Here is a 26520-nt window from a genome sequence, read left to right as displayed (position 1 = left end):
GTTCTGTATGTCACGATTGACCCGAATGAAACAGAAGGCATCCAATCAGCAAGACGTCTATGACCACCCCTTTTTTCGTAGTTTGATCCGCCGCTCCCACCGTTATTTATCTGCTGGTTACCCGATTCATTACACGGGTCCTTCCGGGATTGGGAAGACGACGCTGGCCGTGCATGTGGCCAAAAGTCGAAACAGACCAGTGACGCTGATCAATGGAAACAGGGATATGTCCAATGAAGATTTAATCGGTGCTTTTAAGGGCTATAACCGTAAGAAACTGAACGATAATTTTGTAAAACAAGTTCATAAGGTCGAAGAAAACGTGACGGAAGACTGGGTGGAAGGGAGATTGTACGAAGCGGTGAAAAATGGTCATACCGTCGTTTATGATGAATTCACCCGCTCCAGTCCAGATACAAATAATCTTTTTTTGTCCGTCATTGAAGAAAAAATCCTGCCCTTATACGGAGCAAAACGAAAACAATCTCATATTGAGGTCCATCCTCATTTTTCGATCATTTTCACTAGTAACCCTTCGGAGTATGTGGGAGTCTATGAAACTCAGGATGCCCTTCTTGATCGGATGATTTCTCTGCCGTTTGAGACGATGGGTAATGAAACAAGAGCTGAGATACTCATGCAGCAGACGTCCATTGGAAAAGGAGAGGCGGGAAAAATCGTCGATCTCATTGGAAACGTGAATGCGTTATGTCGTGAAGGGAGTCAGACCGTAAGTTTGAGAGCTTCTCTCATGATGGCGGATGTGATCATGAAAAATGATATACCTGTGGATGGTGAGAATGAGGAGTTTCAGCAGTTGGCCTTGGATGTGTGTTATTTTCATTTGAAGTTATGTTCAAAGCGCGAGGAAGATGTAAGGAGCCATATTTTAAACGTTTGCAAGCAGGTGTAGGAGGAAAAAGGATGGAAGATCGAACAGGAATATATGTATTTTGTTGTATACAGACTGAAGAGGAAAAAGACTTTGGAACGATCATGTTTCAAGATGAGGAGCGGGCCGTTTTTACGATTCACCATAAGGATGCAGCTATGGTGGCTATGGAAGCCCCGGTAAAAATCTATCACCCTGACAAAACCAACTTGATGATGCACCAGCAGGTGATTTCACGTGTGATGAATACAGAAAATACGGTCGTTCCCATCAGTTTCGGAAATGTGTTTCATACGGTAGAGGATACAGAAGTTCTGCTTGAGAATTTATATCCTCAATTAGAAGAGTTGTTCCCTAAAGTGAAAAACAAGATTGAAATCGGTTTGAAAGTGATTGGGAAACAAGAATGGCTGGAAGAACAAATCCATCAGGATGAACGAGTTATCAAGCAAAAAGAAACGGTGGAAAGAAAGTCGGAAGCAGCCGGTTATTTCGATCGGATCAAGCTTGGTGAAATGGCAGAAGACTTTTTCAAAGAAACTCAAAGAAGAGTGGAAAACAGCATTCATCACCCGCTCGTCCAAATTTCTGAATCCTCGAAAACGAACGATACGCTGGGGGAGAAAATGTTGTTAAATGGCTCTTACCTGATCGATCGTGAGAAGGAAGAAAAATTCGATCGGGTTGTCAATGAATTGCACGATGAATGGAAGGAAAGTGTTGATTTTAAATATACAGGACCTTGGCCTGCGTACAATTTCATTAACATCAAATTGAAAGTGGAGGAACCTACATGATCCACAAATTGTTCACTTCCCCGATCGATCTCGTGGTCAGAGTCGGCAAACATGTGAAAGAAGAAGTGGATAAGGAATTGTACGATTTAGAACATATTCAAAAAAAGCTCGTTCAACTGCAGATGATGTATGAGCTTGAGGAAATATCAGAGGAAGTTTATGAATCTCAGGAAGAAGAATTGCTGCTGCGTTATGAAGTGGCGAAAAGAAGAGAGATGGAACAGTGGGAAAAAATGACGAAACGCAACTAGGAACGAGGGATGTCTTGCATGGCGGAACTATTATACTTATACGGGGTTGCTCCGGCCGGTAAAAATAATGAAGCTTTTTCAGATTTAATGGGGATTGATGGTGAGCATCCGCTTTTTACCATTGGATTCGAGGATTGTATGGCTGTCGTTTGCCGGCTGGATGAAAGCGATTATGGTGAAGAAATAATTGAAAAGAAGACGAAGGAGCTTGACTGGATTCAGGAAAAAGCTTTTCACCATCATGAAACATTGTTGAAGCTGAGAGAACGTACGAATATTGTCCCAATGAAGCTTTTTACCATTTACCAAAGTCAAAATCGATTGTCTGATGTGGTTCAGGCACATCGTGAAGATTGGAATGAACTTCTGACTGAGATTGCAGGCAAAGAAGAGTGGAACTTGAAGATATACTGCGACCCAAATCGGTTGAGAGGAAATATAGAAAAAAATCATCCTGATGTTTTGAAAAAACGGGAAGATATCGCCGGTATGAGTCAGGGCATGCAGTACTTACAGAAGAAGAAGCTCGACGGGTGGATCGATCAAGTGGTCGAAGAGGAACAGCTGACTTTTTCTAAACAAATGCATGACACGTGGAATGGATGGGCGGACCGTTTTATGGAAAAGAAGATTTGGAAAAAGGACGTGACGGGAAAAACGGAAGAGATGTCCTGGAACGGGGCTTATCTTATTTCTTCGGAGAATGTAGAAACTTTCCTGGAGCTCGTTACGGAGGCAAACGATCGCCATAGAGAATCAGGATGGAAAATTGAGGTGACGGGTCCTTGGCCCGCCTATCACTTTGTGACTCTCGCAAAAAGTGAGGTTTGATGGATGTCACACAGAGAACAGTATGAAAACAAGGAAATCGCTTTGATCGATATTCTGGATACAGTTTTGGATAAAGGGGTGGCAATCCAAGGAGATATCGTCATATCCATTGCAGGCATCGATCTCGTTTATTTAGATTTACGTATTTTAGTGTCAGCGGTAGAAACGCTGGTTGCCGAAGAAAAAGACCCGTTGACCTCAAAGAAACTCAAAGAAGAAATGGAGGCGCTTAGTCATGTCACAAAGTAACTTCGAACAACAACCTTTGAAAAGCGGGCGGATCAACCTGGATCCTGAAGGGGCAGAACAAGGACTGGGGCAGCTGGTTTTGACAGTGATCGAACTGCTGCGTCAATTGATTGAGCGTCATGCCATCCGCCGAGTGGACGGGGGGACGTTGAGTGATGAGGAGATTGAGAAGCTGGGTCTCGCTTTAATGAATCTGGAAGTGAAAATGGATGAGTTGAAGGAAATCTTCGACTTGGAAGATGAGGATTTGAATATCGATCTCGGTCCTCTAGGAAACTTATTGTAGAAAAGGGGGAAAAACATGTCCATCGAACACCCCACCCAATCCAACAGCATTGTAGACGTTTTGGAAACCGTATTGGACAAAGGTGTCGTCGTAGCCGGTGATATCAAGGTCGGGCTTGCTGATGTTGAACTTCTGACTATAAAAATCCGCCTGATCATCGCCTCTGTCGATAAAGCCAAAGAAATCGGGATGGACTGGTGGGAAACCGATCCTTATTTGAGCTCTAAAGCGGCTGAGCAAAGTACGGAAGCTTTGGAAAAAGAAAATAAAGAGCTCAGGCAACGTCTGGAACATCTGGAAACAAAAATGCACAACCATACTTATGCTGAGAAAGGATGATTCAAATGGAAGAAACAAAAACAGTGTTGAACCAATCCGCGCATCAAAAAGAGAGTGGGATAAGTGAGACGAATAAAAAAATAATCGGAGCAGTGGTAGGAGGTGTCCTCGGCGCTGCCGCAGGATGGTTAACTCAGTGCTCCTCTCAATCTAAAGATGGAGAGGCTCCTACATTGAAGGCGCGGGCACGTTTTGGTCTTGCAAACTTGAAGAATAAATCCAAGCAGGTAGTGGAACGTTTCCGAACTTCAGGTGACCCAGCGACTCCTCTTTTAGGTGAAGCTTCAAACGCTCAGGAAGCTCTCCCGGAAGTGGCAGCTTCCAAAGAAATGGAGGAAATGCATGCCCCTACAGTAAAGCCGAAAACAGAGCTTTCCCAACAGGATGATACTGAAAAATCATAACCAGGAGGAATCCTTATGGACGATTTACTTTTGACTTATGTGAAAGCGGCCAATCAGAAAGACTTTTCTATCGACCTTACACTTAATGTGAATGGAGCCCTTGTGACAGGGACGACGGTTTCAGCGAGTAAGTATCTGCAATCGCTCAGTGAATCACTGGAAGAGGGCGATGAAGTTTCCCAGGCCATCAGTGAAAAATTGGCGGAAGCCAGTCAGTCCGCGGAAGAGCGTGATCAAGAAGATGTGCGTTTCGTCCACTTGAAAAACGCGCAGGTCTATAATGGTGATGCTCAACCGACGCCTTCAGAAGAAGAGTTTTATTGGCGCGGCAAGGTTGAAGAGGTGGATGGATTCTTTTTAGGTAAAATTGACGCGAAGGATTAGGCGCTGGACCTTTGGGTATCAGCGAAAAACTGGATTTATCAGCTGAAAATTAAATATATCAGCGAAAACTCTAATTTATCGACCAAACACAAAAAGGCCCGTACCTGACATCCAGGCACGGGTCTTGTGCTTACAATACTTTACTTAAAAACTCCTTCGTACGAGGGTTGGTAGGATTTCCGAAAATGACATCCGGTGTGTCCTCTTCCATTATGATTCCCTCATCCATGAAGATGACACGGTCGCCCATTTCGCGTGCGAATCCCATTTCGTGAGTCACCACAACCATGGTCATTCCCTCTTTAGCGAGGTTTTTCATAACGGCGAGAACATCTCCGACAAGCTCGGGGTCAAGGGCGGAGGTCGGTTCGTCAAACAGCATGATTTTCGGTTCCATCGCGAGCGATCGTGCAATGGCTACCCTCTGCTTTTGTCCGCCAGATAAACTTTCAGGATACATCTCAGCTTTGTCTTCCAGGCCTACTTTCTCAAGCAGCGGCATCGCAGCTTTGATGGCATCATCTTTTTTGACACCTTTGATCTTAATTGGACCTAGTGTAATGTTTTCAAGCACGGTCATGTGCGGGAACAAGTTGAAGTGCTGGAACACCATTCCGACTCGGGAGCGGATTTCGTTGATATTTACTTTCTTGTCGGTCAGGTTGTCGTTTTCGATGAAAACATCTCCTGACGTCACTTCCTCAAGTAGGTTGAGGCACCTCAACAACGTACTTTTACCGGAACCGGAAGGGCCGATGACACAGACGACTTCTTGTTCTTTCACTTCCAAGTCGATGCCTTTCAACACTTCGTTTTTACCGAATGATTTATGCAAATCTTTGACTGTGATCATCATACGTCAAGTCTCCTTTCGACTTTTCTCAAGTAAAGCGCGGTTGGAACCGTGATGGCTAGATACATGAGACATACCATCGTCAGCGCTTCGAAAGCTGCGAATGTAATCCCGTAGTATTGCTGCCCCATGTAGAGCATCTCACCAACGGCGATTACAGAGAACAAGGACGTATCCTTCAAACTGATGACGAATTGGTTACCAAGAGGTGGAATCATACGGCGGAACGCTTGTGGCCATATGATATAACGCATCGTCTGGCCGCGTGTAAGTCCGATAGACCGGCCGGCTTCGTTTTGACCTTTGTCGATCGAGTAAACCGCACCACGGACGATTTCCGCGATATACGCTCCTGCGTTGACCGCAATAGCAATGATTGATGCGGTAATTTTATCAATGTTGAAGCCGAGTAAATCGGGTAGACCAAAATAAATGAATAAGATCTGTGCTAAAATCGGAGTTCCCCGCAGTGCTTCTACATAAATGGAGGAAAGTACATAAATGATTTTGTTTTTTGATAGACGCGCAAGTCCTACGATGGCTCCGAGGATGAAGCCGAAGAACAGGCCGACGCCGGTGATGAGCAGGGTATAGACCAAACCTTCCAATAGGAAGGGCATGACCCTGACATAGTGCGACTCTAAGAAAGCTTCCATATCCAGTGACTCCCCTTATCTATGACTGTTTTGTATTGCTGGGTAAGTGTTCTTTACAGGGTAGAAAAGCGTAACAAGTTTGACACCTGCTACGCTTTTCCGGTTATGCTATCATTCAGATGATTCTGTACCGTACTTACGCTCACCAAACCATTTCTCATAAATATCATCGTATTTCCCGTTGTCGATCAACGTTTGAAGTGCTTCGTTCACATCTCCAACAAGTTCAGAACCTTTCGGGAATGCGATTCCGTATTGTTCACCTTGTAGAATGTCTCCGACAGTTTTCAGTTCACCTTTAGAGTCGTTGGCTACATAGTATTGAACGTTCGGAACATCATACATAACCGCGTCGACACGACCGGACTGAAGATCCATGTACGCTTCCACAATACCTGGGAAAGTTACGACTTCAGCTTCCGGGTGATTGTCTTTTAAGTACGTTTCACTTGTCGTACCGGAACGGGTAGCGACTTTTTTACCAGCCAGATCATCTTCCGATTTGATTTCTGTGTTATCTTTTTGAACAGCCAGCATCAAACCAGCATCATAGTAAGGATCAGAGAAATCGATTGTTTCTTTACGTTCTTCTGTAATCGTCATTCCTGCAATACCGATATCATAACGTTCGGACTGCATTCCAGTAACAACACCATCAAACTTCATCGACTCGATTTCAATATCGATTCCCGCTTCATCAGCGATGGCGCGGATCAAGTCCATATCGAATCCTTCCATTTCTCCTGTTTCTTCATTCAGGAATTCGAACGGAACGAAGTTGTTATCTGTTGCGACGGAGTATGTTTTATTTTCTGAATCTCCGCCTCCACATGCAGCTAAGAATAAAACTGCAATCAAACTAATAATAAGTGCGTACATCTTTTTCATAAATCGTGCTCCCCCTTCAGTTAGTCATATACTATTATCTCAAATTGTGTAACAAATACAAAAATTCAGAAATATCAGCAAAGTGGAGAAAAACATTGAAATACTAGAATCCATGCAAAAATATAGCTAATTTTCTTTCAATTTCGCTTTATTCTACTAAAATACTCCTTATTACTCATTTAGTAGTGCATTTTATACCATATTTTTCTTTTTATTATGAAAAATTTGTAACTAAAATCTAGGTCTGAACGACTAAGATAGTGAAAGGGGGATACGTATGAGAGCGCTATATTTAGGACTGATATTGTTATTACTGGCTGGTTGTGGGACATCATCGAGCAATCCGGATGAAGACAATGCAGCAAAATCAAATACTTCGGAGAAAAAAGAAATCACCTGTGATCGTTCGTCGATCGAAGGACAGACCTTTGAAGATTTATCTGAAGAAGAGCAGAAGATGTATCCGATCGATCAGGTTGATTCAGCTATTAAGAATGAAGAAATGTATAAAGTGAGTGCGATTCAAAATGTAAGGCAGGAATTTTTACGGGAGAAATTGTCGGAGCAAGGTTTGGATGTTCCATCACTGTTTGAGATTGGGAACATGTATATGGTGAAAGGGACGATCGTCATTCAGTTGAAGGAGAATGTGGAAAAAGAAGACGCCGTTATAAAGGTTGTAGAACAAGTGAAGCAGCACTTTAATGATGACGCCATAATTGTCCAGAAGGTAGATTTTTCGCAGCGAGAGTTAGAAAACATGCAGGATCAGTTATATGAAGCGATTGAAGATCGCCCTTCTATTAAAGAGGTGTGGAATTCGCTTGGCACCTGCACTCCTGGAAATGCTATTGAAGTAGGCGTAAAGGAAGAGTTGAGTGAAGAGGATTTATCTTATTTGAAAGAACAAGTCGAAGCCAGGATTTTACTCGATGTGTGGGTCGATGAACTGATAGGGTATGTCGTAGATACTCGAGACGATGAAATGCTCGTGAATTCCATCTGGTTCTCGAATGCACCTTCAGGGGTGGAAGTCGGCGATCGAGTTCATGTGAAGTTCGGGAACGTTGCTGAGTCCTTACCTGCTCAATCTTCAGCATGGAAAACTGAAATTCTTGAAGAAGATGCTTGGGGAGAGGCTGATTTGAGTGTCGGTGAAGTGATCAAGGAAGCCAAGGATAAAGCTGAGAAAGAGATTTATGGCATCAGTGAATTAGAGTATAAGATAGATGACGATGTTTGGGTTGTGTACGCTCAAGGCGATGGAGAGTTCACTGTTGAAGTGGAGGATCAGTAGATAGGAAGAGTCTTGCGTAGGGGGCGCAGGGCTCTTTTTTATGTTTATCAGCGACTTTTTAATTTTATCGACCAAATGGGCAGGTTTATCGGCGGAAAATTAATTTTATCAGCGCAAATCAATTTTTATCGACCAAACTGTCCAAATCCAGTTCATAGACGCTGCTTTTTCTCATGCCTACCCTACGTGAGCCAGTAGCCTGCAGGATGCGCTTGGTAGTCGAAGGCGATGACAATTGTAAAAAGCGTCTTGCTTGAGCGTTGGTAATTTTCTTACCTAAAAGTAGAGCATAGTCTCTCAGGGAGTGAATATGAGCATTTTTACTTTTATGCTTACACTTCCCGCAGTACCAGCCCCCGTAAAGTCGAGTCATTCCAAGAGTTCCGCAGTCCTGGCAGTGTACTCCGGTCATCACATCCCGCTTGCCTATTTGAAAATGCGCTGCAAAATCATATGAGAATGGTTGATGGTGGTGGAGTAATGCTTGAGATAGCTCGTGGATATCTTGGTGAGTACGTTTTTCATGTAAACGTTCAATGATTTCTATATTCTCTGGCAGATTATAAGTGCGGATTACTTCGGGGGCGGCGGAATGAATGACGCAGTGTGGATGACTGTTGGCAACGAGGCAATGAATGGGGAGAAGGGGAAGGTTTCGATTAATCAGCCACTTTTCCAACTGGCGTTTATGACGTTTGACTTGTATTAATGGATCATTGAAACCCTGCACCTCATCATTCCATTCCCGCCGTACTTGGTTATTCTCATAAAATAGTTCTCCAGCATAGTATTTCGCTTCAATCAATAAAATCCACCGGGAGGTAAGAATGAGAGCATCATTTTGAAAGTAGTGAGTACCGTCGAAGAGTCTCAAGTCATAGTAAATAGAGAATTGGTCAGGGAGGAAAGACAGAGGGTGGCGCAAGGCGTTTTCTCCTTTATAGCCTGCAAATTCAATCGCTAGTTTTTCTTTTACAGCTGGGAGATGAGTATGAGAGCAAGGGAGTCTTCTTTCCAACGCTTGGAGCTGCTCGATGCGGAGAGGGAATATGAGGTCTTTTCTAATCATGACATCACACCTTTCTGATCTCTATCTATTAGACGGCTAAGGTGTGTTTTCCTTTTTATCGGCGGAAATTGCATTTTATCAGTCAAACCGGTCCTTTAATCAGCGATTCACCCCTGTTTATCAGCGGAAAACAAATTTTATCGACCAAACCACAAAAAGTGATCCAAAACGGACTCCAATCCGATAGCTTAATACAGAACTCCTACTCTGAGTGTGGTAAGATGGCGATATCTATGAGTTAAAGGGGTGTGCTATGAGTAATCGTGATGCAGAGCTCTATCAGAAGATGATCGACGGCGACAAGCAATCACTTGAAGCCCTCTACGATAAATATGAAAAGCTATTATATTCATTTGTCATCAAGCTGTCTTCTGATGAGACGTTAGCCGAAGAAGTGTTACAAGAAGTATTTATAAAACTGTGGACACAAAAAGCGAAGTACGACAACACGAAGGGGAAGTTCTCGTCTTGGCTTGTGACCATCACTCGATATACAGCGATCGATCAAATACGAGGAAACAAAAAGCACAATGTTTCCTTACAGGAAGAAACCGATGTGCCTGAAGAACAGACGCAATCCACGGAAGACCTGGTGGAATGGAAAGAAAAGAGTGCTGTCATGAAACAGGCGGTCCAGAAATTATCCGATGACCAAAAACAAATGGTGGACCTATTTTACTTCAAAGGATTAAGCCAGAGTAAGATCGCTGAACAGTGTAATCTCCCTCTCGGTACGGTAAAAGGGAGACTGAGGCTTGCCTTGAAGCATCTGAAAGAGCACGTATCAGCATTGGAAGGAGGGATACGCGATGCGTAACGAATGTGATAAGGTGTTGGATTACTTCAATGATCAACTATCAGAGAATGAAAAAGCACAGTTCGAGCAGCATTTGGAATCTTGTTCAGAATGTCGTGAAGAGCTCGAAGAATTGCGTGAACTTACTGCAGATCTGCCGTTCAGTTCTGAACCTGTCGACCCTCCGGAAGGTATGAAAGATCGAGTGCTGGGTGCTGTATTTGAAGAAGATGAGCCTGTTTCAAACGAGGAAGATCCGGTTGTCTACATGGACGAGCACCGAGAACAAAAACAGGAACAGGTGCCAAAACAGTCGAAGCGGCCATGGGTGGTCCGTGGATTGGCAGCCGCACTCATCCTCTCATTAGTAGGAAACCTCTATGCTTTAACTAATAATGGACAAGAACAGGTTTCCGACCCGGAACCCGAACCGCCTCAAATAGAGGAAAGTACCGATCAAGTGGCTAAGCGGGTACAGTTGAAGGGTGAGAATACACAAGCGAACGCCACTGCTGCGATGATCCGCCAAAATGAGAAAGAATTGTTGACGATACAGGCTGAACAGCTCACGCCTCTACAAGGGGAAGAAGTTTATCAAGTCTGGTTGATTCAAGGAGAAACGCCTTACCGCGCAGGTACATTTGTCGCCAATGAAAATGGCGAAGGGGCTGTCGCCTTTTCCATGGACCAATTGCCTGAGGACGTCGAGTGGGATGCCGTTGCCGTATCTAAAGAACCGGATGCGAACAGCGAAACGCCACAGGGCGAAGTCGTCATGAGTTCAAGCTTATAATAGATGAAATCCTGAAATCGTATAACGGTTTCAGGATTTTTTTATTTGCCACGAACCGTTGCCGTGACAGCGTTCTAAGAAGTTGAGAATCTTAAATTCAAAATTTTTTCAGAAAAAAGTGATCCAATCTATGATCTCTCTCGATAGCTAAGTGAATAAAAAAATAACAAGGAGAGTGGATCGATTGAATATGAACATGAAAAACGCATTTCTAGCTGTACCGTTGAGTGTATCCCTATTAATACCTACTGGATTGAACGTCGTAAGTGCCGAGGACCATGCGAAGCCATCCGTTACGACTGAAGCTGTTGAGCTTCGTTCTACATTAGACAATCTACTTAGTGAACACGCCTACCTTGCTGTTGAAACGATGAGAAAAGGTGCAGAAGGTGCCCCGGACTTCAAGGAAGCGGCTGGAGCTCTTTCAGCGAATACGGAAGACTTAGCTGGAGCGATTTCATCTGTATACGGTGAAGAAGCTGGAGAGAAATTCAGCAAAATGTGGACAAGCCATATCGGATTCTTTGTGGACTATGTAAAAGGAACAGCTGAAAACGATGAAGAGAAGAAACAAAATGCATTGGATGAATTGAGTCAATACCGCCAGGACTTTTCACAATTCCTTGAGTCCGCTACAGGTGAGCGCCTGGAAGCTGATGCATTAGCGGAAGGACTGCAAATGCACGTCAACCAGCTGATCGGAGCTTTTGACAGCTATGTAGTGGGAGACTATGCAAAAGCGTATGAATATGAACGTGAAGCGATCAACCACATGTACGGTGTGAGTAAAGGTCTATCAAGCGCGATTGTGAATCAATTCCCGGACAAATTCAACAATACGAAAGCAGTCACACCTGCAGCCGACCTTCGTTCCAACTTGAACCACTTGCTGAGCGAGCACGCAGGACTTGCCATGATGGCGATGCAGAATGGAATCGAAGGATCTGAAGACTTTAAAGCTTCCACTGAAGCTCTCGCTGCCAACACGGATGACCTTGCTGCTGCAATTTCATCCATTTATGGTGAAGAAGCAGGGCAGCAATTTGAGAAAATGTGGACCGGTCACATCGGTGACTTTGTAACCTACGTCCAAGGAACGGCAAAAGATGATGCAGCACAAAAAGAAAAAGCGATGGAAGCTTTGAAAAACTATCGTGCTGACTTCTCTCAATTTTTAGAAACAGCAACGGAAGGCCGTCTTGATGCCGATACACTATCCGGTAATCTGCAGCAGCACGTAGATCACTTGATCAACACGTTCGATAGTTATGTTGAAGAAGACTACGCTGCGACTTATGAACAGTTGAGAGAATCTTATGCTCACATGTTCGGTGCTTCCAAAGCCCTATCTGGAGCGTTCGTCAGCCAGTTCCCTGATAAGTTCGCTATGGAAATGCCTTCAGAAATGCCGGATACCGGAATGGGTGGTACAGCGGATTCCAACAGTGACCTGTGGATCTTCGCTTCTATTCTGGCATTGATCAGTGCATCTGCACTATTCTATCGCAAACAAGCGAAACAATAAGGGTAAAGAGAGGTGAGCCTCTCTTTCCTTCTTAAATAAAGGAGCATGCAGCTATGAAACGGTATCACTTATCGATCCAAATCCTGATGGGGGTGATCCTCACCCTGTTAGTCGCGTGTGGCGGCACTGACTCCCAGGTGGTGTCAGACACTGCTGAACAGGTCTCTGCAAAAGAAAACGATCAATCCTCTGAAAATGTAAGAGAAGAAGCAACCATGCAGAAAAAAAAGCAGGGAACCTATGCAGACCCGATCATTAAGGATGAAGATGTAAGTGTATCGCCCAAACGGCTGCAAATTCCTGCTATTGACGTCGACACCGATATTGAAAATGTCGGGCTCCTCGATAACGGGCAAATGGGAGTCCCGGAACAAGTCGAGAATGTAGGATGGTTTGAACCAGGGGCCAAACCAGGAGCACGTGGCAGCTCTGTCCTTGCGGGTCATGTGGACAGCAAGACAGGCCCGGCCGTGTTTTATAACTTGCAGAAGTTGAAAAAAGGAGATGAGATCTTTGTGACCGGCGAGAGCGGTGAACGTCTCACCTTTGTCGTTACAGGTAAAGATGTCTTTCCTCAATATGAAGCACCTGTAGAAGATATTTTCGGCTATACGGCTCGTCGCAGTCTGAAGTTGATTACTTGTACAGGAGAGTTCATCCGTTCCAAAGGCGGGCATCAGGATCGCCTCGTCGTTTATACAGAACTGAAGCAAAGTGAATCATGAAATGGGGGTACCACCTTGAGCATAAGGCATGCTTGAGGTGGTATTTTTTTATCAAACTAAAGGCATGTATTGGGTGGATTCGAATTATATCCTTAGGCTTTTTTACCTTAGCTGGCTCTTGAAATCCTTAACCTCTTTGTTTTCAGAAAAATAAAAAAACTACATTGATGGTTTGGGGAACAATGTAGTATACTGTCAGAAGTATGTAAACGCATACATAGAATACCAATTTCATAAGAGGAGGGTTTTTGTGAGTGGAATATGGCTTGCGGTTGTAGGGATGCTTGTTTTTTTCTTAGGGTATAAATATTATTCCAAGTTCATCGCTGAAAAAATCTATCGTTTGGATCCGAATTATGTCACACCTGCTCATCGGTATAAGGATGGCGTGGACTTCGTTCCGACAAATAAATTTGTCTTATGGGGGCACCATTTCACATCTGTAGCTGGAGCAGCACCGATTGTCGGTCCTGCGATTGCTGTTTACTGGGGATGGCTTCCCGCAGTGTTGTGGGTGCTGCTAGGTACGGTGTTTGCAGCGGGGGTTCATGACTTCGGAACATTGGTGTTATCGGTCCGTAACAAAGGGCAGTCTGTCGGTACTTTAGCAAGCAAACTGATCGGGCAGAAAGCGAAAGTCTTGTTTTTATTCATCATTTTATTGTTAGTTCTTATGGTCAACGCTGTTTTTGCGTGGGTCATCGCTAAATTGTTCATTTCCTTCCCGGCAAGTGTCGTTTCGGTTTTCATCCAAATCCCATTGGCGATATGGATCGGGTACAGTGTTTATAAAAAGAAAGGCAACATGCTGCTGCCATCGATCGTCGCATTGGCGGTCATGTATTTGGCGGCGGTTGTCGCAAGCTATGTTCCAGCTATGCAAATCGACCTCGTTAAATATTTCGGAGGCGAAGGGGCCACTTCATTCTTCGGATTGAGTGCAACTTCCATGGCGTTTTTCGCCTGGATCATCGTGTTGATGGTGTATGTATACATTGCATCCACTTTACCGGTATGGAAGCTGCTTCAGCCCCGTGATTACATCAACTCCCACCAGTTGATCGTCGGACTTGGCTTGCTTTATCTGGGGCTTTTGTTTACAAATCCGGAAATTACCGCTCCTGTGACCAATGCGTCTGCGGATACTTCCTGGTTCCCGTTATTGTTCATCACGATCGCTTGTGGAGCCATTTCCGGGTTCCACGGATTAGTGTCATCAGGAACTTCGTCCAAACAATTGAATAATGAAGCAGATGCGCGTTTCGTCGGTTATCTCGGGTCAGTCGGAGAAGGTGCACTGGCTTTAGTCGCGATCATAGCCGTTGTCACATTCTTCCCGACAGCTGAACAATTCACGGCGACTTACAGCGGCTTTGCTGCTGCGAGCGGAGCCGGCTTGGGTGTATTCGTTCAAGGAGCTGGACAGCTCGCTGCTGGATTAGGCATCCCGGCTACGGTTGCGTCGACGATCGTATCCGTCATTGTCGTCAGCTTCGCGGCTACAACGCTTGATTCATCCGTCCGTCTGATGCGCTATATCATTTCTGAACTAGGCGCGGAATATAAAATCACACCGCTTACGAAGATGCATGTGGCGACGACGACAGCGGTCGTTTCCAGTGCTGCTTTGACATTGATTCCTCAAGGGCCGAGAGGTTTTGGTTCAGGAGGGTACCTGCTTTGGCCGTTATTCGGTACATCCAACCAGCTGTTAGCCGGAATCAGTTTACTTTTGATCTCTATATGGCTGAAACGTCAAGGAAGGAACTACCTTCCAACAGTCATTCCGATGGTATTCATCATGTTCATGACTTTGTGGGCCATGATTTCACAAGTGGTGACGAAATGGGCACCTTGGGCGGCTGAGAGTGACTGGATGCTCTTCACATTTGGTGCTATCATCCTCGTATTCACTTTCTGGATTTTGGTAACGGCTGTTGCTGCTTTAAGAAAAGGTGACCAGGATCAAATACAAAGAAGTGCGTAATAAAATTGAGAACAGCCGTACACCTTCGTACGGCTTTCTTTTATTCGAGGAGGGGGTTCTATCATCGAAGTGATGATCATCCGTCCGGAAAAAGAAATCGGTATGGGGTGTTGTGGAGGAGTCTGCAGTGATGAAGATGGACTCGTCCACATGGAGGATGAGTTCAAACATCATGATGAAGAGCGCATGCGGCTCGGGGAAATTTATCAGCGAACTTTAAATGAGTATGGAGATCGTGTCGATATCATATTTTTAGATCCGAGAAATCTTCTTGCCATCCTTATGTACTTTGTAAAACAAGCGAGGAAAAAGCAGATAAACAAGAGAACAGCTCTTAAGAATATCCTATTTCACATGAAATATGGAGCCATTTTTATAAATGGTCGAATGACTGAGAGTTTTTCCGATTATGAGAGACAGCTGAGAATTCAGATCCAGGAGTAAGGAGGAAAAGGCGTGAAAAAGAAGCCTACGTTGAAGAGACTGATCGAACTATATGACGAAATGCTGAGTCTCCCTCATAAACAGGAAGTAGCGAGGGAACTGCGGGATGAAGATGATTTGTTTCTTCTTCTCGTTTATTCAGACATGCTCGGTATACCGAATCCAGCGTTTTATTACACGCTGGAGCTTTATCCTCACATCGTCGAGAAGTTCCATGACTGGCATTTGAGGATGGGGATGGAAAAGTCCCCATTGGACGGAATACGCTGCTGTTAATAGAAAGGTTGGTAACTTCATGAATCATTTGTCGAAAAATCAAATTCTGTTTGTCGGGGGGAAAGGTGGAGTCGGAAAGTCGACCACTTCGGCTGCAATAGCGATGGCTTTTGCCAGGGAAGGGTTCAAAACTTTAGTCGTATCGACGGACCCCGCCCATAATCTCGGGGATATTTTTCATAAAAAAGTGAATCACGAGAAAACGAAGCTTCAAGAAAATTTATGGGGAATCGAAGTTGACCCAGCGCGTGAATCTAAACGATATATTGAAGGCGTAAAGGAAAACCTGCAGGGTCTTGTGAAGTCGAAAATGATTGAGGAAGTCCATAGGCAGATCGATATGGCGAGTGCATCTCCCGGTGCCGATGAAGCGGCTTTGTTCGACCGTTTGATTTCTATCATCCTGGATGAAGCGGAAGACTTTGATAAAATCGTTTTTGATACAGCACCTACAGGACATACAGTCCGATTACTGACATTGCCGGAGCTGATGGGAGTATGGATCGACGGGATGCTTGAAAGGCGGAAGAAAATCAATGATAACTATACCCAGCTCCTTAATGACGGGGACCCGGTCGATGATCCAATTTATGATATTCTGCAGAAAAGAAAAGAGAAATTCGCAGCCGTTCGAGAAATCATTCTCGATGAAGAAAGGACAGGGTTCATCTTTGTGTTAATTCCTGAACGCCTGCCTATATTGGAGACCAAACAAGCGATTCAGCAGCTTGGAAAGCACGACCTTCCTGTTCATACGCTGGTTGTCAATAAAGTGCTGCCTGAACATGCAGATGGAGTTTTTCTAGAGAAAAGAAGGCAGCAGGAAAAAACATATTTGAATGAGATTGAGCGTACATTTGCGAAGCAGGAATTGATACAGGTTCCTTTGTACGAGGAGGATGTATCGGATTTAGAGAAATTAGGGGTTTTTGCTGATCAATTGAGGCATATGGTAATGGTATAGCAAAGCAAAGACATGACATGAATTTGGTCATGTCTTTTTGTTTTACTATAGTAAATCTAATTTGGGTATAGATCTATTCGAATTAGGTATAATTAACTACCAGCATGACATTGGAATGATTTTTGTCTTTTTTTGTCGGGTTATATAGGATTTATTTCATATAAACAGAAATTATATAGTAGTATTTTTTTCTAAATTCAGGGAGGGGTGTTTTTGAATAGTGGAAAGATCCGGATTAACCAATGCTTATCTTGATATAGAGAGCTGGATGAATGAAAACGAATCAGTCATTTCCTACAAGGGTACAAATGATAAACAGTTACTGGATTTAATGAAAGATTATCAGTCAATTTTTACAGAGCACCTGAATCTCCTTCCTATGAAAGATTATTTTCAATTCATTGAGGCTCTGAACTTAGAAGCGGAGAAGGAATCTTACGAAAGGTTACTCTTTCTTTATGAAAGAAAACGAATGATCAAAGATCTGCTTGAAAGGTGGAACGAATTTACATCAAAAAGGGTGGAAGGTTTTTATACGTTCAATGAACACTTGAACCCTTTGAAAAAGTTATATGATGATACTTATCCTAAAAGTGAAAAGCAGAAAGAATCATTCCAATCTTTGATGATCCGTTATGATGGTCTCCATGTACTGTACGAATCAATTACGAAAGAAGTGATTCCCAACTATGAAGGCAAGCTATCTACTTGTTCGTACAATAAAAGAGAAGTAGAGAAAATGAAAGAAAGACACCTTAACTTAGAGAATTTCAGCAAAAGAAGTAAATTCGTATATGAATCATACGTAAAAGACTATCATTCCTCGGTTGAAGAATTGAAATCATCCTATTCATCCTATTACCAGGCAGTGAATGACTTCAATTTGAAATGTATCAAGTATAGGATTGATTTGAATGAGTGGATAAGAGATCTAATTCGGTCTATGGAAAATTATTATGATCACACTAAAAAATCATTATTAAAACAAATAGCAGAACATCTAAATGACCATTTAACAATCGTAAAGTTAAAAGAGATTTCATATCTTCTCACACTAGATGAACAAGTTCGTGATCTTCTTCACTCTGTTTTCGATAATAGTATACAGGAAGAGTCCGATTCAGAGTGGCACGATAAGGTAAAGGAGCAATATGACAGCCTTTATGTGAATCGACATTCTCACCTTACAGACCTGACGAAAAAATGGGTGGGATCATTATTCACTGAACCGGAGTGGGAAAATAAAGGTTTGGACATAGATCGAAAAGCATTTCAAATTGATATGAAACTTACAGAAGAAGAACGGGAATTCCTGGACGAAATCTATTTGAAAGCTTGAAAGATAATACAAAAAAAGAAATCCGCTCTGTTCATCTCTCTTAAGGATGACTGGAGCGGACTTCTTTTTATCAATCTTATTCTTTTTCATATACAAAGTAACCGTATGGGGCGATGGTTACATGAGATTCATTCACCGTCGCTCTTTCTTCCATTTCCAATTTCCGTTTCACTCTATTGTCAAGAGTAACTGATTTCAGCTGCTGCGTCGGATTCATGATGAAGACGATGGTCTGCTCCTCTTTCTGCTTCTCATATACAAGAACATCCTCGTGTTCCTTGAAGCGGAAGCGGCTTTCATTACCGAAGGCTTTTTCGGATTTTCTGAGGGAAATCAGTTGTTGGACAAATTGGAATAGATCCGTGTCCTGTTCGTCTTTTTCCCACACCATACACTTCCTGCAGTCAGGGTCTTCTCCGCCGGTCATACCTATTTCATCCCCATAGTAGATACAAGGGGTTCCTTCAAATGACATTTGGAAAAGGTACATCAGTTTGACGGCATCTTTGTTTCCCTCAGCAAAGGTCAATATTCTCGGCGTGTCATGGCTGTCCAGCAAGTTGAAGGAAACCTCGTTGACGTTTTGAGGGTACATATGTTGAACATGAGTGATTTGATCTTTGAACTGTTCGAGAGAATACTGTTGTGTGAAATACTTCAAAACCGCATTGGTAAATGGATAGTTCATCACAGCATCGAATTGATCCCCCTGCAGCCATGGCATGGAATCATGCCAGATTTCACCTAAGATGTAAGCTTCCGGTTTAACAGATTTGACTGTCCGTCTGAAATCTCTCCAAAACGCATGGTCCACCTCATTGGCCACATCGAGGCGCCACCCGTCAATATCGAATTCTTCAATCCAATATCGTGCGACATCAAGAAGGTATTTTTTTACCTCCGGATGTTCTGTGTTCAGTTTCGGCATATGTGATACAAAAGCAAAGGCGTCATAGTTTGGGTGTGGTTCTGTTTTCACTTCCTGCTCCCACATGTGGAACCATTGGTAATAAGGTGAGTTTACGCCATTTTCCAAAACATCCTGGAATGGAGCAAAATAATAACCGCTGTGGTTGAAAACGGCATCCAGCATCACGCGGATACCCCGCTTGTGACATTCCTGGACGAGGGTACGAAACGTCTCTTTATCACCGAACTGAGGGTCGATTTCCATATAATCAATCGTATCGTATTTATGATTGGAGTACGCTTTGAATATGGGGGTGAAGTATAGACCGTTGATCCCGAGTTCTGTTAAATGATCAAGATGATCGATCACTCCTTGGAAATCACCGCCGAAGAAGCTGTCCGGTTTCGGATCTTCGCTTCCCCATGGCACTGTTCCTTCAGGATTCAATTCTGAATTACCATTTCCAAAACGTTCAGGGAAGATTTGATACCAAACAGTGTCTTTCACCCATTGAGGAGAGGTGAAAACGTCCTTCCTATTTAGGAATGGAAAGCAGAAATGGTAGGCGATATCATCAAGCGGAACTTCCTCGTAAAATCCTTTTTCCGTGTAAACAGCTTTCTCCTTTTCTGTTTCCAACACAAAACAATACCTTAAACGACGGTACTCTGGTTTGATTTCAACGAACCAGTAATCGAACAGCTGGTCACTCCCGCTTTTTTCCATGGTGGTTTCATCTGTCTGCCATTCTCCATCTTCCCAAATATAAGGATCTCCGTGGATGAGGACCACATGATCAATATCATCTTTTTTCGTCCTTAATTGGATATGCAGGGTATTTTCATCGTACGGATACGCATAATTGTTTTTTGGTCGGTGGTACACGGCTTCTTTGAACATCAATGAACACTCCTTATGAACAATCGCTTGCACAATCATTTATCTATCATTCTTTTATCTTCTAAATTATAGAAAGTGAGATAGGAAGTCAATCTATTCAATGGAAGCGATTTATAATTATAGGGACGGTAGTTACAGGAAACGATCATAGTAGAGAAAAATTTATAAGAAAACGCTTGCAATAATAATAGAGGTTAGTATAATGAGAATTACGAAGTGTGCAATCGGTTTCACAAATATGGCACACACTTCATAAACAGGTTTCATTTATTTAAGGGGGAAAAAAGGATGAAGAAGTGGTTAAGTGTTTTGTTCATAGCTTTTCTTACGGTCGGGCTGCTTGCTGCATGTGCACCTGAGCGTGAAGAAGAAGCAAATTCAAGTGGTTCCGAGAATGAAGGAACAACTTCTGAAGATGGTATGCCGGAAAAACCAGAAAAGCTGGTCATTTGGGAAGACAATGAAAAAGGTGTAGGTCTTGAACCGGCTATCGCAAGCTTCGAAGAAGAGCATGGCATCAAAGTAGAATTCAAAGAATTGGATATGTCAGATAAAATGCGTGAGCAGCTGCGCCTGGATGGTCCAGCTGGTAAAGGTCCGGATGTATTGACGCTTCCACACGACCAAATCGGTCAGTTGGCGATTGAAGGATTGATTTCTCCATTAGAATTCGATAGTTCTGTAACAGATATTTACACAGATGCTTCTATTTCTGCTCAAACATACGATGGTAAGCTTTACGGTCTTCCGAAAGCTACAGAAACACCAGTATTCATTTACAACAAAGAACATATGGAAGAAGCTCCGGAAACATTTGAAGAGCTTTTTGAATTCTCCAAAGAATTCGGAGAAGAGAAAGAATATGGTTATCTAGCCCTTTGGGACAACTTCTATTTCGGTAACGCAGTCATCGCTGGTTACGGCGGCTATGTTTTCGATAAGACTGACGGGAAGTACAACCCGCAGGATCTTGGTTTGAACAATGAAGGCGCTGTTGAAGGTGCTGCGTACATCCAGAAATGGTATGAAGAAGTCTTCCCATCTGGAATCGTAGGCGAAAGCGGCGGTTCTGCGAAAGATGGTCTTTTCCAAGAAGGTAAAGTCGCTTCCATGATGGACGGCCCTTGGGCGTTCCAGACATTGAATGAAGCTGGAATCGATTATGGTGTCGCTCCACTTCCGAAGCTGCCTAACGGTGAGTATCCGGAAACATTCGTAGGGGTGAAAGGCTGGCACGTTTCTGCTCAATCTGAAAACAAGAAATGGGCAGAAGAGTTGGTGAAATGGATTGCGAACGAAGAAAACGCAAAAATCCGTTTTGAAGAAACAAACGAAATTCCACCGGTCAAATCTTTGATTGAAGATCCGGTTATCGCAGACAACGAAAAAGCTCGTGCTGTTGCCGTTCAATCTGAGCGCGCGACTCCAATGCCGAACATTCCAGAAATGAGTGAGGTTTGGGAGCCGATGGCACAAGCACTTCAATTGGTCGCAACAGGTAAGTCTGAACCTGAAAAAGCTTTGAATGAAGCGACAGAAACAATCAAGAGTCAGATTGAATTGAATCACTCAGGAAATTAAAGATGAAGAGCAGTGCCCGGCTCTCGGGCGCTGCTTTCATTTTTCAAAGGGTATGAAGAACTTATATGTCTTTTATAAAGAGAAAGGAGACTGAAGATGGGGGATCAGGGAAATCAATATTCCGGCAATCATCGAAAAATCGCCCTGGCGTTATCGGTAATTCCTGGACTTGGACAGTTTTATAATAAGCAATGGCTCAAAGGAATAGTCTTTCTCGTTTTGACAGCATCTTTTTTCATTGCTTTCTCAGATTTGATCCAGTACGGTTTTTGGGGATTAGTTACACTTGGAACGGATACACAGTTCGATCATTCCATCGTTCTTTTAGTGGAAGGAATCCTGACTTTAATCGTCACTGTGCTGGGATTAGGAATTTATGTATTCAACTTAAGAGATGCTTTCAAAGTGGGCAAGCAGAGGGATAAAGGAGAAAAGCCAAACTCCGTGCGCTCCCAATATCAAAACTTGGTCGGCGGTGGTTTTCCGTATTTAATGATGACACCAGGTTTTTTACTGCTGATCTTCGTGGTCATCTTCCCGATTTTATTTGTCATCTTATTATCTTTTACGAACTATGACTTATATCACTCTCCACCGGCAAACTTAGTCGACTGGATCGGATTCCAAAACTTCATTGATATCTTCAAGATTCCGATTTGGCGGGAAACGTTCTTCAGTGTTCTTGCCTGGACAGTAATATGGACATTCGGAGCGACCACACTTCAAATTGCGTTAGGGATTTTCCTTGCTGTTTTGATGAACCAGAAAGGAATCATTTTCCAAAGAACGATCCGTACGATTTTCATTCTGCCTTGGGCTGTTCCAGCATTCGTATCCATCCTCGTATTCGCTGGAATGTTCAATGAAACATTCGGAACGATCAACAATGATATCCTGGCCATTTTCGGACTCGGGAACATACCTTGGCTGACGGACCCGACCTATACGAAAATCGCTTTGATCATGATTCAGACATGGCTCGGTTTCCCATTCATTTTTGCCATGGTGACCGGCGTTCTGCAATCGATTCCAAATGAATTGTATGAAGCGGCAGACGTTGACGGAGCAACAATCATGCAGAAGTTCAAGAGCATCACCCTGCCACTGGTTCTTTATGCAACGGCTCCAATATTAATTACTCAGTATACGTTCAACTTCAACAACTTTAATGTCATCTTCCTGTTCAACGGCGGTGGTCCTGCAGTTCCCGGCCAAAACGCCGGCGGGACGGACATCTTGATTTCCTGGATCTACTCGTTGACGATGACATCCGCACAATACGGGAAAGCAGCTGCCATCACGATGATCCTATCCTTGATTGTCATTGTGGTCGCATTGTGGCAGTTCAGAAGAACAAAATCATTCCAAGAAGAGGATATGATGTAATATGACTACTCATAAAAAACAAAGAATTGTACAATTGACCTTGTCCTATCTTGTAATTGTGGCGATGATCGCGATCATCTTATATCCGATTCTCTGGATTGTAGGCTCTTCTTTCAATCCGGGGAACAGTTTGTCCGGCTCGTCCATCATTCCTAAGGATGCGACGCTCGCCCATTATAAAGAGTTGTTCGACCTTGAGAAAAGCGATTACTTACGCTGGTACTGGAATACGATGAAGATTTGTATTCTGACTATGATATTCTCTGTGATTCTCGTTTGTTTGACGGCGTACTCTTTTTCACGTTTCCGTTTTGTGGGTCGTAAGAATGGATTGATGACGTTCTTAATTCTCCAAATGATTCCGAACTTCGCAGCGTTGATCGCTATTTATGCCCTGGCGAACCTGACAGGACTTTTGGATACACATTTGGCGCTTATCCTCGTTTATACAGGTGGAGCGATACCGATGAATACGTACTTGATGAAGGGTTACTTGGATACCATCCCTAAGGAGTTGGATGAATCCGCGAAAATCGACGGTGCAGGAAACTTCCGTATCTTCTGGCAGATTGTCATGCCGTTGGCAAAACCGATGATTGCCGTTATTTCACTATTCACATTCATCATGCCGTTCACGGACTTCATCCTGGCTCGGATTTTACTTCGTACAGAAGAAAAATTCACGTTGGCCGTCGGTCTTTACGAATTGATTGCCGATCAGTTCGGTAACGAATTCACGAAGTTCGCCGCTGGTTCTGTGTTGATCGCTGTGCCGATCTCTCTCTTGTTCTTGTCATTACAGAAATATTTCGTTTCTGGATTGACTGCAGGAGGAACGAAAGGATAAGTTGTTTAAAGAAACGGAAGGGAGTTGAAAAACCTGCCTTCCGTTTCTTTTGATTTGGGGTTTCGGTCCGCTTGGTTATCAGAGGTTGGGAGGGAAGGGAAAACAGTCCGCTTTCCGCGGGGAATGGTGAGCCTCCTCGAACTTTTAGTTCTCCGGGGTCTCACCTTGTTCCTTAATCCCGCAGGAGTCTACCTGTTTTCCCTTCCCTCCCATTCGAAGTTGATGTGGCGGACTTCGCTTTATAAGGGTTTTGGAGAGTCATTTCCAAAGCCGCCTCACATGAATTTTTCGACAGAAAGAGCTGACCCAACTGACATGTGAGATTACCCCACCAACCATTAACAGACCCTTTGTCTTTTAAAAAGGTGTGCAACAGTGGAAAGAACATTTTCTTATCCTTAAGTGTATGAGTTGAAAAGAATCAACGATATAAATAACAATATTGATGAAGAAAGCTTTAAAACTATGAAGTTAGGTTACAATGATAGATAGATATGTACATTGGATTTAGCTTAAGAAATTGTAGGTGATGGAAATGGCAGTGACTATTAAAGATGTGGCCAAAGTGGCGGGGGTCGCCCCTTCTACGGTGTCACGTGTAATCGCTGATCATCCGAGAATCAGCCCGGCTACGAAAAAGAAAGTGAAAAAAGCGATGAAAGAGATGGGGTACCACCCTAATGCAAGTGCAAGAAGTTTGGCGAACAGATCGAGTCAATCGATAGGCGTCGTCATGCCTTCAAGTGCAGATAAATCATTACAAAACCCTTTTTTCCCGGAAGTACTTCGTGGTCTAAGCAGTGTAGCCCATCAAACGGACTACTCACTCGTACTATGTACCGGTGAGACGGATAAGGAGATGCTCGAAGGGGTGGAGCGGATGGTATATAGCAACCGAACCGATGGTATCATTCTTCTTTATTCACAGGTAGATGATCCGATTGTAAACTTTCTACTCGCCCAGGACTTCCCTTTCTCCATCGTAGGAAAGCCTTCCGACCGGGTGGATGAAATAACCCATGTGGATAACGACAATGTCCGTGCCGGCAAGGAGATTACCAAACATTTAATCGATCTTGGACATGAATGTATTGCTTTCATTGGTGGTTCAATGGACAGGGTTGTAACTGTGGATCGAATGCGTGGGTACCAGCTGGCTTTAGAAGAAGCGGGGCTTCCTTATCTGGAGGAGTATCGAGTACACACCGAGTTCCTTAAATCCGGAGGACAAAGAGCAGTGGAAGAGCTGCTCTCACTACCTGAACCTCCGACAGGACTGGTAGTGGTCGATGACTTGATGAGCATCGGGGTCATGAACATGCTTGAAGAATGCGGGAAACGTGTCCCGGAAGATGTTTCTTTAGTGAGCTTCAACAACGTTTACTTATCTGAACTGACCAGACCTCCACTTACCACTGTGAATATCAACATTTATGATTTAGGTGTACAGGCAGCCAAAGGTTTGATTGCAAAGGTGAAGGATAAGTCCGAGCCAGCTAAAAGAATCATCGTTCCTTTTGATATTGTGCATCGTTCGTCAGCAAAAGAAAAAGAAAAAACGTCTCCAAGCCCTTGAACAAGGGAGGAGGCGTTTTTTATATTGTCATGGAATAACTGATATTTTCCGGGTGGTGAGCATAGGGTATTAACAGACTTCCTGTAAGGAGGGAGCTGTCCATGCACAACCGAAACTTCATTGTTTTTATTACATTATTTGTTTTGATTCTGATCGGGGGATCTATAGCTGCCTATCTTTATACAAGCCCGAGCAATCAGGCGAAAAATACAGTTGAAACCTTTTATGACTTTGAAAAGGAAGGGAATTTCTCAAGCTCATGGAAACTTTTCCATCCATACATGAAAGAACGGTTCGATAAAGGACACTACATACAAGACCGGGCGCATGTGTTCATGAACCATTTCGGGGTAGAGACGTTTACGTATACTCTCAAGAGCAGTGTTGAGAAAATCAACAGTTGGAAGCCGGATAAGGAAGCTAAAGCGATAGGACCGGTTTATGCTGTAACAGTCGTTCAAACGTTCAAAGGAAAGTATGGCCATTTTTCGATTCAACAAAAAGTCTTTGTAAAAAAGGAAAAGAAAGAGTGGACAATTCTCTGGGATTATAATAAATAGTTTACCTCTTATAAAAAAGGAAGTAATAAAAAGGGGTTTTCTGGGAATGGAATTATATTCTATTATGCTGAATAATCACTTTTACAAGAATAGTTACAAAGGATTGCTTCTATGAGTTCTAAGGTTCAAACTAAAAATGTTAGAAAGTACGCCTATCCTGGTAGATGTGACCACCTATCATCTCAGATATAAATTTTAGGCAAGGGAGAATATATGAAGAAAACACTTATTTTTGCAATAGCTATACCTATCATTTTAACGGTAGGCTTCAAAGGTTATAAAATGGCTTCAGGTTTCTTAAATGCCCCTCGTTTAGGTGAAGATAAAATACATGAGGTTTTAGAAGAAAATATAGATGGTGATTTCATAATAGGAAAGATCGATAGACTTCCGGAGGCTGGAGAATACGTTGTTAAATATGAAATCAAAAATGATGAATGCAAATATAACAGTGCCTGGATAAATCTTTATGAAGAGATAACAGAAAATATTTCGTATATTTGCTATTAATTTAATTATTGATGCGAAACGTTAAATCTGAACGGAGTAAAATAAAATTGGCAATGAAAAATAAACATCGGTTGAACTGTAACCCTTAAAATGGACAGTTTAATGAAAAGCGCTAAGCTACTAATAAGTGACCTCGGTATCAAACCGGGGTCATTATTTTGTAGAGGGCATCAATAACATTTATGAATATAGTATTGCGAGATGT

The 26520-nt window shown here is 43.1% G+C and carries 30 protein-coding genes; 25 read left to right on the top strand and 5 right to left on the bottom strand.

What is annotated here, in order from left to right; all coding sequences use genetic code 11:
- Positions 1-7 precede the first annotated feature (7 nt).
- The 9 genes from gvpN to gvpU are packed head-to-tail and all read left to right on the top strand — an operon-like array spanning position 8 to position 4433.
- On the top strand, positions 8-913 hold the full coding sequence (gene gvpN, locus LCL89_RS11790) for a gas vesicle protein GvpN (protein ID WP_224810258.1): 906 nt from the start codon (positions 8-10) through the stop codon (positions 911-913).
- Between the two features lie 11 nt (positions 914-924).
- Positions 925-1689 carry a GvpL/GvpF family gas vesicle protein gene (locus LCL89_RS11785; RefSeq protein WP_224810257.1) on the top strand — a complete coding sequence of 255 codons (765 nt, stop codon included), beginning with the start codon at positions 925-927 and terminating at the stop codon, positions 1687-1689.
- Positions 1686-1940, top strand: a complete 255-nt coding sequence (locus tag LCL89_RS11780; RefSeq protein WP_224810256.1) for a gas vesicle protein GvpG — start codon at positions 1686-1688, stop codon at positions 1938-1940. Before LCL89_RS11785 ends, LCL89_RS11780 begins: the two co-directional genes overlap by 4 nt.
- A gap of 18 nt (positions 1941-1958) precedes the next feature.
- Complete coding sequence (locus tag LCL89_RS11775) at positions 1959-2771, top strand: GvpL/GvpF family gas vesicle protein (RefSeq protein ID WP_224810255.1); 813 nt, start codon at positions 1959-1961, stop codon at positions 2769-2771.
- Positions 2772-2774: 3 nt separating this feature from the next.
- Positions 2775-3020 (top strand): gas vesicle protein, encoded by a 246-nt coding sequence (locus LCL89_RS11770; protein ID WP_224810254.1) that lies wholly within the window; start codon positions 2775-2777, stop codon positions 3018-3020.
- Positions 3007-3306: a gas vesicle protein K gene (locus tag LCL89_RS11765; RefSeq protein ID WP_197317447.1), complete on the top strand. Its 300-nt coding sequence runs from the start codon at positions 3007-3009 to the stop codon at positions 3304-3306. Before LCL89_RS11770 ends, LCL89_RS11765 begins: the two co-directional genes overlap by 14 nt.
- Positions 3307-3321: 15 nt before the next feature.
- On the top strand, positions 3322-3645 hold the full coding sequence (locus tag LCL89_RS11760) for a gas vesicle protein (protein WP_224810253.1): 324 nt from the start codon (positions 3322-3324) through the stop codon (positions 3643-3645).
- 5 nt (positions 3646-3650) lie between these two features.
- A complete protein-coding gene (locus LCL89_RS11755; protein ID WP_224810252.1) occupies positions 3651-4049 on the top strand; it encodes a hypothetical protein in 399 nt (132 codons plus the stop codon).
- Between the two features lie 15 nt (positions 4050-4064).
- Positions 4065-4433 (top strand): gas vesicle accessory protein GvpU, encoded by a 369-nt coding sequence (gene gvpU / locus LCL89_RS11750; protein ID WP_224810251.1) that lies wholly within the window; start codon positions 4065-4067, stop codon positions 4431-4433.
- A 130-nt stretch (positions 4434-4563) separates the two neighbouring features.
- On the opposite strand, the gene LCL89_RS11745 is transcribed toward gvpU, so the two are convergent.
- From LCL89_RS11745 to LCL89_RS11735, 3 genes are all read right to left on the bottom strand, one after another.
- Entirely contained in the window at positions 4564-5286 is a 723-nt protein-coding gene (locus tag LCL89_RS11745; protein WP_224810284.1) for an amino acid ABC transporter ATP-binding protein, read from the bottom strand.
- Entirely contained in the window at positions 5286-5942 is a 657-nt protein-coding gene (locus tag LCL89_RS11740; RefSeq protein ID WP_197317451.1) for an amino acid ABC transporter permease, read from the bottom strand. The genes LCL89_RS11745 and LCL89_RS11740 overlap by 1 nt, the downstream gene beginning before the upstream one ends.
- 111 nt (positions 5943-6053) lie before the next feature.
- Positions 6054-6830: a glutamine ABC transporter substrate-binding protein gene (locus LCL89_RS11735; RefSeq protein ID WP_224810250.1), complete on the bottom strand. Its 777-nt coding sequence runs from the start codon at positions 6828-6830 to the stop codon at positions 6054-6056.
- Between the two features lie 277 nt (positions 6831-7107).
- On the opposite strand from LCL89_RS11735, the gene LCL89_RS11730 reads away from it, so the two are divergent.
- Positions 7108-8127 carry a DUF3221 domain-containing protein gene (locus tag LCL89_RS11730; RefSeq protein WP_224810249.1) on the top strand — a complete coding sequence of 340 codons (1020 nt, stop codon included), beginning with the start codon at positions 7108-7110 and terminating at the stop codon, positions 8125-8127.
- 118 nt (positions 8128-8245) lie between these two features.
- Here the strand turns inward: LCL89_RS11730 and LCL89_RS11725 are convergent, their stop codons facing one another.
- On the bottom strand, positions 8246-9196 hold the full coding sequence (locus LCL89_RS11725) for a nuclease-related domain-containing protein (protein ID WP_224810248.1): 951 nt from the start codon (positions 9194-9196) through the stop codon (positions 8246-8248).
- Positions 9197-9449: 253 nt separating this feature from the next.
- Here LCL89_RS11725 and LCL89_RS11720 point away from each other — a divergent pair, with 253 nt between their 5' ends.
- The 9 genes from LCL89_RS11720 to LCL89_RS11680 all read left to right on the top strand — a co-directional run bounded on the left by LCL89_RS11720 (position 9450) and on the right by LCL89_RS11680 (position 18045).
- A complete protein-coding gene (locus LCL89_RS11720; RefSeq protein WP_224810247.1) occupies positions 9450-10013 on the top strand; it encodes an RNA polymerase sigma factor in 564 nt (187 codons plus the stop codon).
- Positions 10006-10785, top strand: coding sequence for an anti-sigma factor (locus tag LCL89_RS11715; RefSeq protein WP_224810246.1), 780 nt, complete (start codon positions 10006-10008; stop codon positions 10783-10785). Before LCL89_RS11720 ends, LCL89_RS11715 begins: the two co-directional genes overlap by 8 nt.
- A 190-nt stretch (positions 10786-10975) precedes the next feature.
- Positions 10976-12310: a copper amine oxidase gene (locus tag LCL89_RS11710; protein WP_224810283.1), complete on the top strand. Its 1335-nt coding sequence runs from the start codon at positions 10976-10978 to the stop codon at positions 12308-12310.
- Between the two features lie 53 nt (positions 12311-12363).
- Positions 12364-13035 carry a class F sortase gene (locus tag LCL89_RS11705; RefSeq protein ID WP_224810245.1) on the top strand — a complete coding sequence of 224 codons (672 nt, stop codon included), beginning with the start codon at positions 12364-12366 and terminating at the stop codon, positions 13033-13035.
- Between the two features lie 250 nt (positions 13036-13285).
- Positions 13286-15022 carry a carbon starvation CstA family protein gene (locus tag LCL89_RS11700; RefSeq protein WP_224810244.1) on the top strand — a complete coding sequence of 579 codons (1737 nt, stop codon included), beginning with the start codon at positions 13286-13288 and terminating at the stop codon, positions 15020-15022.
- Positions 15023-15091: 69 nt separating this feature from the next.
- On the top strand, positions 15092-15466 hold the full coding sequence (locus LCL89_RS11695; protein ID WP_224810243.1) for a hypothetical protein: 375 nt from the start codon (positions 15092-15094) through the stop codon (positions 15464-15466).
- 60 nt (positions 15467-15526) lie between these two features.
- Positions 15527-15742, top strand: coding sequence for a cory-CC-star protein (locus LCL89_RS11690; protein ID WP_197317726.1), 216 nt, complete (start codon positions 15527-15529; stop codon positions 15740-15742).
- Positions 15743-15761: 19 nt separating this feature from the next.
- On the top strand, positions 15762-16706 hold the full coding sequence (locus LCL89_RS11685) for an ArsA family ATPase (protein ID WP_224810242.1): 945 nt from the start codon (positions 15762-15764) through the stop codon (positions 16704-16706).
- 220 nt (positions 16707-16926) lie between these two features.
- Entirely contained in the window at positions 16927-18045 is a 1119-nt protein-coding gene (locus LCL89_RS11680; protein WP_224810241.1) for a hypothetical protein, read from the top strand.
- 76 nt (positions 18046-18121) lie between these two features.
- On the opposite strand, the gene LCL89_RS11675 is transcribed toward LCL89_RS11680, so the two are convergent.
- Positions 18122-19855, bottom strand: a complete 1734-nt coding sequence (locus LCL89_RS11675; protein WP_224810282.1) for a glycoside hydrolase family 13 protein — start codon at positions 19853-19855, stop codon at positions 18122-18124.
- 288 nt (positions 19856-20143) lie between these two features.
- Here LCL89_RS11675 and LCL89_RS11670 point away from each other — a divergent pair, with 288 nt between their 5' ends.
- From LCL89_RS11670 to LCL89_RS11645, 6 genes are all read left to right on the top strand, one after another.
- Positions 20144-21436, top strand: coding sequence for an extracellular solute-binding protein (locus LCL89_RS11670; RefSeq protein WP_224810240.1), 1293 nt, complete (start codon positions 20144-20146; stop codon positions 21434-21436).
- A gap of 96 nt (positions 21437-21532) precedes the next feature.
- Entirely contained in the window at positions 21533-22822 is a 1290-nt protein-coding gene (locus LCL89_RS11665; protein WP_224810239.1) for a carbohydrate ABC transporter permease, read from the top strand.
- 1 nt (position 22823) lies between these two features.
- Positions 22824-23669 (top strand): sugar ABC transporter permease, encoded by an 846-nt coding sequence (locus tag LCL89_RS11660; protein ID WP_224810238.1) that lies wholly within the window; start codon positions 22824-22826, stop codon positions 23667-23669.
- Between the two features lie 535 nt (positions 23670-24204).
- Positions 24205-25245 carry a LacI family DNA-binding transcriptional regulator gene (locus LCL89_RS11655; RefSeq protein ID WP_224810237.1) on the top strand — a complete coding sequence of 347 codons (1041 nt, stop codon included), beginning with the start codon at positions 24205-24207 and terminating at the stop codon, positions 25243-25245.
- Between the two features lie 101 nt (positions 25246-25346).
- A complete protein-coding gene (locus LCL89_RS11650) occupies positions 25347-25805 on the top strand; it encodes a hypothetical protein (protein WP_224810236.1) in 459 nt (152 codons plus the stop codon).
- 213 nt (positions 25806-26018) lie between these two features.
- The gene (locus LCL89_RS11645; RefSeq protein WP_224810235.1) at positions 26019-26315 is read left to right on the top strand and encodes a hypothetical protein; all 297 of its coding nucleotides are present in this window, start codon (positions 26019-26021) and stop codon (positions 26313-26315) included.
- Positions 26316-26520: the final 205 nt, after the last annotated feature.

The organism is Halobacillus yeomjeoni (genome assembly GCF_020171525.1).
In the GTDB taxonomy this organism is placed as follows: domain Bacteria; phylum Bacillota; class Bacilli; order Bacillales; family Halobacillaceae; genus Halobacillus; species Halobacillus yeomjeoni.
The sequence above is the reverse complement of the archived record's forward strand: the minus strand, read 5'-3'. Positions and strand labels throughout refer to the sequence as shown.